The organism is Pseudoblastomonas marina, from assembly GCF_014641655.1.
In the GTDB taxonomy this organism is placed as follows: domain Bacteria; phylum Pseudomonadota; class Alphaproteobacteria; order Sphingomonadales; family Sphingomonadaceae; genus Alteriqipengyuania_A; species Alteriqipengyuania_A marina.
Map to the genome: position 1 here is coordinate 1 of NZ_BMID01000025.1, position 848 is coordinate 848.

The 848-nt window shown below is 27.5% G+C and carries 2 protein-coding genes; both read left to right on the forward strand.

Features of this window, described 5'->3' with window-relative positions; translation table 11 throughout:
- Nucleotides 1-404 (forward strand): LAGLIDADG family homing endonuclease (locus IEW49_RS13400; protein ID WP_188643237.1); only part of this gene is annotated, 404 nt, incomplete at its 5' end.
- Nucleotides 405-543: 139 nt separating this feature from the next.
- A partial coding sequence (locus tag IEW49_RS13405) for a proton-conducting transporter transmembrane domain-containing protein (protein ID WP_268235650.1) occupies nucleotides 544-848 on the forward strand: 305 nt, incomplete at its 3' end.

An 848-nucleotide genomic window follows, 5' to 3' on the forward strand; every position in this document is an offset into this window, starting at 1 on the left:
ATTATATAGCAGGTTTAACTAGTGGTGATGGGTGTTTTTTTATCTCTATCCGTAATTCTTCTTATACTAAATCAGGAAAATCTGTGGTATTAAAATTTCAAATTGTTCAAAATAGTAGAGATGTCGAATTAATCCAAACGTTAGTATCTACTCTTGGATGCGGTAGAGTAGAGTTATGTTTAAAGCAATCTGCTGCATATTATGTTGTAACTAAATACGAAGATATTCTGAAAAAATTCATCCCACTTTTTGACAATCATCCTATTAAAGGTGTAAGAGCTTTAGATTATTCAGATTTTAAAAAAGTAGTTCTTTTAATGAAGAATAAATCTCATTTAACTGAAGAAGGTCTAATTGAAATCCAATCTATCAAATCAAATATGAATCGAAACCGTGCAAATTAGCTAATGATAGCTAGTAATTATATAATATAATAGGCTGCCGGTTAGCCGGTATGAATTAAAGTAACCCCTAAATTAAAGATAACACATTTATTATGTGAACGTATTGGGATCCTTATTTTTATTACTGTCTATTTTAACTATGTCTTCAATAATGGGAACAACTTATTTTGACGCATTATTAAAAAGTAACTTTGATTATACTATTCAAATATTTTTATTCTGTGGTATATTTATAGCTTTTGCTGTTAAAACTCCAACTATTTTTTTAAATAATTGGTTATTGAAAGCTCACGTAGAATCACCTTTAGGTGGTAGTATAGTACTAGCAGGTATCGTTTTAAAATTAAGTTTATATGGAATATTTAGATTAATTTTACCTTTATTGCCTAAAGCTTCCTTAAATTATACTTATATAATATTTGTCATAGGTGTAATTACTATAAT